This window comes from Treponema sp. (assembly GCF_024696245.1).
Taxonomy (GTDB): domain Bacteria; phylum Spirochaetota; class Spirochaetia; order Treponematales; family Treponemataceae; genus Treponema_D.
In genome coordinates this window covers 1-6,741 of record NZ_JAILGZ010000143.1, presented here as the reverse complement: position 1 = coordinate 6,741, position 6,741 = coordinate 1, and the positions used below count along the sequence as shown (strand labels likewise).

The 6,741-nt window shown below is 35.1% G+C and carries 7 protein-coding genes and 1 pseudogene; 5 read left to right on the top strand and 3 right to left on the bottom strand.

The features are described 5' to 3' along the window. Positions 1 to 244, top strand: a pseudogene (locus K6D58_RS10115) (glutamate synthase); the annotation flags it as partial. Between the two features lie 106 nt (positions 245 to 350). On the opposite strand, the gene K6D58_RS10110 reads toward K6D58_RS10115, so the two are convergent. Next, positions 351 to 971 (bottom strand): imidazoleglycerol-phosphate dehydratase, encoded by a 621-nt coding sequence (locus K6D58_RS10110; protein ID WP_296830299.1) that lies wholly within the window; start codon positions 969 to 971, stop codon positions 351 to 353. Positions 972 to 1,076: 105 nt separating this feature from the next. Here K6D58_RS10110 and K6D58_RS10105 point away from each other — a divergent pair, with 105 nt between their 5' ends. Beyond that, positions 1,077 to 2,141 carry a biotin--[acetyl-CoA-carboxylase] ligase gene (locus K6D58_RS10105; RefSeq protein WP_296830297.1) on the top strand — a complete coding sequence of 355 codons (1,065 nt, stop codon included), beginning with the start codon at positions 1,077 to 1,079 and terminating at the stop codon, positions 2,139 to 2,141. Here K6D58_RS10105 and K6D58_RS10100 read toward each other — a convergent pair. After that, on the bottom strand, positions 2,118 to 2,438 hold the full coding sequence (locus tag K6D58_RS10100) for a helix-turn-helix domain-containing protein (RefSeq protein ID WP_287281314.1): 321 nt from the start codon (positions 2,436 to 2,438) through the stop codon (positions 2,118 to 2,120). The genes K6D58_RS10105 and K6D58_RS10100 overlap by 24 nt on opposite strands. A gap of 125 nt (positions 2,439 to 2,563) precedes the next feature. Between K6D58_RS10100 and K6D58_RS10095 the strand changes: the two genes are divergently transcribed. From K6D58_RS10095 to K6D58_RS10085, 3 genes are all read left to right on the top strand, one after another. Beyond that, on the top strand, positions 2,564 to 3,769 hold the full coding sequence (locus K6D58_RS10095; RefSeq protein WP_296830294.1) for a leucine-rich repeat domain-containing protein: 1,206 nt from the start codon (positions 2,564 to 2,566) through the stop codon (positions 3,767 to 3,769). Positions 3,770 to 3,775: 6 nt separating this feature from the next. After that, positions 3,776 to 4,432 (top strand): RipA family octameric membrane protein, encoded by a 657-nt coding sequence (locus K6D58_RS10090; protein WP_296830292.1) that lies wholly within the window; start codon positions 3,776 to 3,778, stop codon positions 4,430 to 4,432. Positions 4,433 to 4,524: 92 nt separating this feature from the next. Then, positions 4,525 to 4,878 carry a hypothetical protein gene (locus tag K6D58_RS10085; RefSeq protein WP_296830290.1) on the top strand — a complete coding sequence of 118 codons (354 nt, stop codon included), beginning with the start codon at positions 4,525 to 4,527 and terminating at the stop codon, positions 4,876 to 4,878. A 301-nt stretch (positions 4,879 to 5,179) separates the two neighbouring features. Here the strand turns inward: K6D58_RS10085 and K6D58_RS10080 are convergent, their stop codons facing one another. Continuing rightward, the gene (locus K6D58_RS10080; protein ID WP_296830288.1) at positions 5,180 to 6,583 is read right to left on the bottom strand and encodes an adenylate/guanylate cyclase domain-containing protein; all 1,404 of its coding nucleotides are present in this window, start codon (positions 6,581 to 6,583) and stop codon (positions 5,180 to 5,182) included. Positions 6,584 to 6,741: the final 158 nt, after the last annotated feature.

The window sequence follows — 6,741 nt, the reverse complement described above, 5'->3', positions numbered from 1 at the left end:
AATTCTTATTGCTGCAGGCTTCCTTGGTGCAGAAGAATATACTGCAAAAGCCTTTGGTACTCCTCTGTCTCAGAGAAATACTGTTCTTGCAAAAGAAGGTTACAGCTACCGCACTGATGTAGAAAAAGTATTTACTGCAGGGGACATGCACAGGGGACAGTCTCTGGTTGTATGGGCAATTGCAGAAGGTCGTGAATGTGCCAGGGAAATAGATGAATACCTTATGGGCTACACAAATCTTTAGTCACCTGGTTAATATGTTTAATTAAAAGAAAGGCTCTTTTATGAAGTTTACCGCTATCATAAAAGAGCCTTTATTATTTATAAGTTTTTTTTAGTTATTTAATAAATCAGCTGCCGATGGAACCTTTAGTAGAAGGAACCTCTCCGTTGCGGCGTGGATCAATTTCTACAGCAGATCTCATAGCTCTTGAAGCGGCCTTAAATAAACCTTCCATTTTGTGGTGGTCACTTCTGCCTCTTATTGTATCAAGGTGAAGGTTGCACTTTGCATTTGCAACAAAACCCTGCCAGAAATCTTCAAAGCAGTCAGTCTGAAAACTAGCCTCTGTTCCTTCTGGTGAAATTGAAACAAGAGGAATGTTTGTAAGTCCTGCATTGCAAACTAAAAATGAACGGCCTCCAAAATCAACACTTGCCTGAAGTAAAGCTTCATCCATTGGATAAATAAAAAATCCGCTTCTGTTGATTCCGGCACAGTTGCCTAAAGCTTTTGCAAAACAAAGGCCAAGAACAATACCTGTGTCTTCTATAAGGTGATGCTGGTCAACGTGCAGGTCTCCCTTTAATTCACCTGTAAGATCAAACATTCCGTGTTTGCAGAAAGAACGGAGCATGTGATCAAAAAAACCAATAGGATTCTTAACGTCACATTTTCCTGTACCGTCAAGATTCAGTGTAAGCTTAATTTGTGTTTCTGAAGTATTTCTTTCAATAGTCGCAGTGCGCATAATCTTCTCCAATCTGCATTTATTCCGTTTAACTGCGGAATGAATTTATAATACAACTTTTTTTTTATATTGTCAGCGACATTGTAAAATGAGATACTGTTGAACATGACGACAAAAGAAAAAGTACTGAATGAATTGAATAATAAATCTAAACCTGTCAGCGGAGAGTATCTTGCAAAAATCTGCGGTGTGAGCAGGGCGGCTGTATGGAAGGCAATTAATTCTTTGAGGGAAGCCGGTGTCTGCATCATCGGAACTACTAACGGCGGTTACATAATTGAAGGTCAGGCGGATATTTTTTCTTTAGAAACAGTCAGGCGTGAATTTGAAACGGCATTTCCTCAGTTTTCAGAAAGTCATATTGAATGTTTTAATGAAATAGATTCAACAAATACCTATGCAAAAAGATTGTTGTCTCAATGTGCTTCTCTTAGAAATGAAAAGGGAGAACTTACTGCAGATGGAAAAAAATATAATAATTCAATTATTGTTGCAGAATCACAGACAGCAGGAAGAGGAAGGTCCGGCAGAACTTTTGTTTCTCCAAAAAAAACCGGTATTTATCTTTCAGTAATTGTTATGCCTGAAGGCGGTGTAAAGAATCCGGCTCGCATAACGGCATTCAGTGCGGTGGCAGTCTGTCGTGCAATAGAAAAACTTTATGGTGCAGAGCCTTCTATAAAATGGATAAATGATATTTTTTTGAATGGAAAAAAAGTTTCAGGAATTCTTACAGAAGGAACTGCAAATTTTGAAACAGGTATAATTGATTCAGCTATAATTGGAATTGGAATTAATATTGAACCTAATGAAGAGTTTTCAAAAAGCGGATTGAGTAAAGTTGCAGGTTCAATTATTGACGGAACAGCTGATAAAAATGATAAGAAAAATTCTGTGACCCGTGCAAAATTTGCTGCTTTTGTTGCAGGAGAAGTTCTGTCTGTTTTACAGGAAGATAAAGCAAGTGTTATTACTGAATATAAAGCCCGGTCGTTTATAATTGGAAAAACAGTAGAAGTTCATGCTCTGGCCGACAGTAATCAGGGAGTGTATAAAGCAACGGCTGTAGATATAACGGATGATGCTGCTCTTGTCGTTGAATGTTCTGATGGAAGCCGTCATACCCTTTCTTCCGGCGAAGTAACCCTAAAGTCTGACGCATTTGTTTAAGTCTTTTAACAGTTCAAGAATGTATTTTGCCTGATGGGGATTTAGTGCTTTATAATATTTTATAATTTCCTGGACAGATGCTGAATTTTTTACTTCCGGATTAAAAAAATCAGATGGAGAAATATTTAGGAATTCACAGATGTTTAAAAAAGAGGTTATTGAAATGGAAGCTTTTCCGGTTTCGATTTTGTTGATGTAACTTTCATTTTGTCCTAAAGACAGACTCATTTCTCGTGCTGAAATATGTTTTTCGTTTCTTAAAAACCGTAATCTATCTCTAAAAAAATCTTCAGTCATATCAAACCTCTGTATAGCATTGTAAATCACAGATTTGTTGATTTATGACTTTTTAAGCTGTATACTGAATACTGTATAGCATTATATACTCTATTAACTTAAATCTATAGCCTATGGAGAGAGGTATGAAGTTACGTTTTGTTCTGTCTGTTTTTTTAGTCACTTTTGGAACTTTTTTAGTTGGATGTAAAAGTGAAGATGAGAAAATTGTGAAAAGTATTACGGTAACTGTCAGTGATTTGCCGAACTTGTCTCTTGATGAGAAAATTGATCTTTATGAAATAAAAGTTATTGAAGATAGAGCAGAACCTTCTTACGATTCCAGTTTTTTTTATAAATTATCCATAGTATGTTCATCGGCTTCACCTGTTAGTCTTGATTTAACTGAATTGGGTATAACTACTATAGAAAGCTCATCTATATTTATAGACTGTATAGTTTTGCAAGGTATAAAGTTACCAGATTCACTTACAACAATAGGATCGAGTGCATTTTCTGGTTGTATAAGTTTGAAAAGTATAGAGATGCCTGATTCAGTTACAACAATAGAAATGTATGCATTTTCTGGTTGCACAAGTTTGAAGAGTGTAGAGATACCTGATTCAGTCACACAAATAGAAATGTATGCATTTTCTGGTTGTACAAGTTTGAAGAGTGTAGAGATACCTGATTCAGTCACAGCAATAGGATCGAATGTATTTTCTGATTGTACAAGTTTGCAGAACGTGGAGATATCTGCTTCACTTACAACGATAGGAGGGTATGCATTTTATGGTTGTACAAGTTTGAAAAGTATAGAGATACCAGATTCAGTCACAACAATAGGATCGGGTGCATTTTCTGGTTGTACAAGTTTGAAGACTGTAGAGATACCCGATTCAGTCACAACAATAATAGAAGGTGTATTTGCAAATTGTACGAGTTTGCAGAGCGTAGAGATACCTGATTCAGTTACAGCAATAAAAGGAGGTAGCATTAGTTTAGGGTTTTACGGTGCATTTTCTGGTTGTACAAGTTTGAAAAGTGTAGAGATACCAGATTCAGTTACATCAATAGGAACGGGTGCATTTGCAAATTGTACAAGTTTGCAGAACGTGGAGATATCTGCTTCACTTACAACGATAGGAGAGTATGCATTTTATGGTTGTACAAGTTTGAAGAGTGTATATATTCCTGCTTCAGTTACAACGATAGAAAAGAATGCATTTAAGGAATGTACAAATCTTTTAAGTGTCGTTTTTGAGGATATAGAAGGGTGGTCTCCTCAAGTTTCAAATTTAGTAGAAACAACAAAGTTGTTAGTTCTTGGTTATAGTTTTACAAAGAGTTAATGTGTTATGAAAATAAACTGGCATCGTAGGGATATTTCAAAAGAAGAGTATGAATGTGCTTTTTTAAATAATAGTGTAAAAGAAGCTGCGTATAAAGAAGCAAGTGATATCCGTAAATTTGAAATAGAACTTTTCTGGAAACGGGCAGCTTTTTTCTGGGCATTTATCGTTTCTATTTATACAGCATATTACCATGTTCTTACAAAAATATATGAAAGAAAATGTGAAAACGGTACTTATTATTTGCATGGAAAAATTCCTTTAATAGTCTTAAGTGGTTTAGGTCTGTTTTTTTGTGTTTCATGGTTGCTGTCTAGTAGGGGTTCAAAACACTGGCAGGAAAATTGGGAAAAACATCTCATGCTTCTGGAAGATTCGATAACTGGACCTCTTCATAAAACATATGAAGCAGGAAAAGCATTTTCTGAATCAGAATTAATAATAGCTGCAGGATGGATTGTCAGTATCTGTTCATATGGTTTATTACTTTTTGAATTCGCGGAGTTTGTAAAAAAAATAAATAATGGTGTTGCATGTTTTTTTATAACATGTATTTTTGCTCTACTTGTATTTATATTGCTTATCTCCTATTCACAAATTGTAAAAGGAACGACATCTAAATCAGGAAGCATAAAATTTCAAACGCAGATTTTGGATAAATAATTATGTGTGAAATAAAGAAAGATTGTATATACAGACTGTTTTTGTTTATTGCAGGTTTTGCGGCATTGGTTTTGATTCTGTACTTTTATTTTATGGATGATGAAATGAAAAATTGTTGTGCCATTAAAGTTTTTATAATTATATTGTTTGCAGTGGTTTTTGTTTTGGCATGTTGTTTAGTTTGTTTATCAGATTGTAATACGGAGTGTAATTATAATTCTGAAAATTATATTCGCCTGGATAAAGGAAAAATAAAACTTGTTGTCGATAAAGGGGATAATTGTTATACAGTAATATGTAAAGATAAGTTTTCTGATTTGATTCAATATATTCCTGAAGATTCAAAAATATGTATTTATGCAGATAAGTTATCTCTTTCAAAAGACGATTTAATTAAACTTTCTGAAAAAATTAAAAATCAAAAACTCATCTTTGTAAGAAAATAAAATATTTAGTAGATAAGCACTTAACAAGAATAGAGTTAATTTCCCCCCTCTTTCACCCCTCCCGGACAGCAACGGCTCTGGCGGCATTCCAGGCCTGCTTGATACCCACAGAAAAAGAGGGCTGCGTACATTTTTATTCCCCTGCTGCCTTTTCTGGCAAACCAGGCTCTTTTACATTGATTCCAGTTTTTAAAAACCATGGGAATAAAACAGATAAAAAGAGAAAGTGTAGTGGAACTTTCTGACGGAAGCAAAAAAACCCTTATTTCCGGAGAAGTATCTTTAAGCTCTGCTGAGTTTGCTAAATAAAGTAGGTCTTCATTGAACCCTTGCCTTTGATTTCCATTTCTACAGGTTTTCTATATTTAAACAACTCCTTTGTCTGTTCATAGGTTTGTTCTGAAACATGAATGCGCATTGCCTTTCCGGAACTTTCCATTCGGCTGGCAACATTAACCGTATCACCCCAGATGTCGTAAATAAATTTTGTTTTACCGATTACACCGGCTACAAGATTACCTGTATTTATCCCGATGCGAATCTTTAATTTTACCGGAGAATTTTTATTTATTTCTTCAATATCACTTATCAGGCCCTGGGCAAAGCGAATCATTCTGCCGGCTTCTTCAGGAGAAGATTCTTCTGACAAACCGGTAGCTGCCATGTAAGCGTCACCAATGGTTTTAATTTTTTCAATCCCTTCCTTTTCTGCCCTTTCATCAAAAAGCACAACCATTTTGTTAAGCAAATGTACGATTTCTTCCGCAGTCATTTTGCCACTTAATTTTGTAAAGCCAACAATGTCAGTAAAAAGAACCGTAACATTAGGATACTCTTTAGCTATTGTATGGTCAGGGTGTTCAGAAAGTTCCCTGGCAATATTTGCAGGAAGAATATTAAGAAGAAGGTGCTCTGCCTTTTCATTTGCAATTCTAAGTTCATGGGTTCTTTCTTCTACAGTTTTTTCAAGAGTTATTTTGTAACGTTCCAATATTTCGATTTCAAGTTTATGAGCTTTTTCTACAGCCTGATTTATATCCATAACTGAAAAGCCATGAAGAAGAATAACAACAAAGACCATGGAAAGATTTGTCAGCGACAGTCCATAGAAAAAAATCTGTACAATAGTTGCTGCAATAGGAACAAGGGTAAAAGCCAGAAGAGGCATTACAAGAAGAGAATTAAACTTTTTTCTGTATTTAATAATAACAGAAACCTGACAGATAATTATCAGAATAGGAAAAAGATAGCACAGAATTTGTCCGGAAGATCTCTGATAATGGTTTGTGCTGTCAAAAGTATAATAAAGTCCTGTAAACTGAGAAATGATTAAAAGAATAAGGCCTGCTGCAGTCAGCCATTTTACAGTCCTGATTCTTTTAGGCATCACAGTCATTCCGCCTTCATTACTAAACAAATCTATTAAGTAGCGGTTAAAAAAATAAAGAATTAGAAGACTAAAAAGAAAAACAGAAAAATTAGTGATCCTGACCATCCACCATCCTAAAAGTGAAGTGTCCCCACGGAAAATGTAGGCTAGTCTGTCTGTAATAAGAATTAAGGTGGCGGTAACTTCAAGATTCATCAGGGAAAACTTTCTTCTTCTTGTTACAGTTTTTGTTATTGATAGCAGGAATGTAAGTGAAAAACAAATACCTATAAAAATAAGCATTACGTTTAACTGCTGTTCTTTTAAAAAGTCCATACCTTATTTTCACTTCATTTTAAAATGAAATCAAGCAAAAATCTTAAGCCGGCCTTAAATCCAATTAATTTCTTTTATCCTTCCCTGATAGTGATTGCCCTTGAAGCATTCCAGGCCTGTTTAATTCCTACAGAGAAAAATACAGGAAAGAGGGCTGC

What these genes read in the sequence shown, in the direction of transcription:
- K6D58_RS10110 (WP_296830299.1), bottom strand. Translation starts at nt 971, where the DNA reads ATGCGCACTGCGACTATTGAAAGAAATACTTCAGAAACACAAATTAAG.
- K6D58_RS10105 (WP_296830297.1), top strand. Translation starts at nt 1,077, where the DNA reads ATGACGACAAAAGAAAAAGTACTGAATGAATTGAATAATAAATCTAAA.
- K6D58_RS10100 (WP_287281314.1), bottom strand. Translation starts at nt 2,438, where the DNA reads ATGACTGAAGATTTTTTTAGAGATAGATTACGGTTTTTAAGAAACGAA.
- K6D58_RS10095 (WP_296830294.1), top strand. Translation starts at nt 2,564, where the DNA reads ATGAAGTTACGTTTTGTTCTGTCTGTTTTTTTAGTCACTTTTGGAACT.
- K6D58_RS10090 (WP_296830292.1), top strand. Translation starts at nt 3,776, where the DNA reads ATGAAAATAAACTGGCATCGTAGGGATATTTCAAAAGAAGAGTATGAA.
- K6D58_RS10085 (WP_296830290.1), top strand. Translation starts at nt 4,525, where the DNA reads ATGGATGATGAAATGAAAAATTGTTGTGCCATTAAAGTTTTTATAATT.
- K6D58_RS10080 (WP_296830288.1), bottom strand. Translation starts at nt 6,583, where the DNA reads ATGGACTTTTTAAAAGAACAGCAGTTAAACGTAATGCTTATTTTTATA.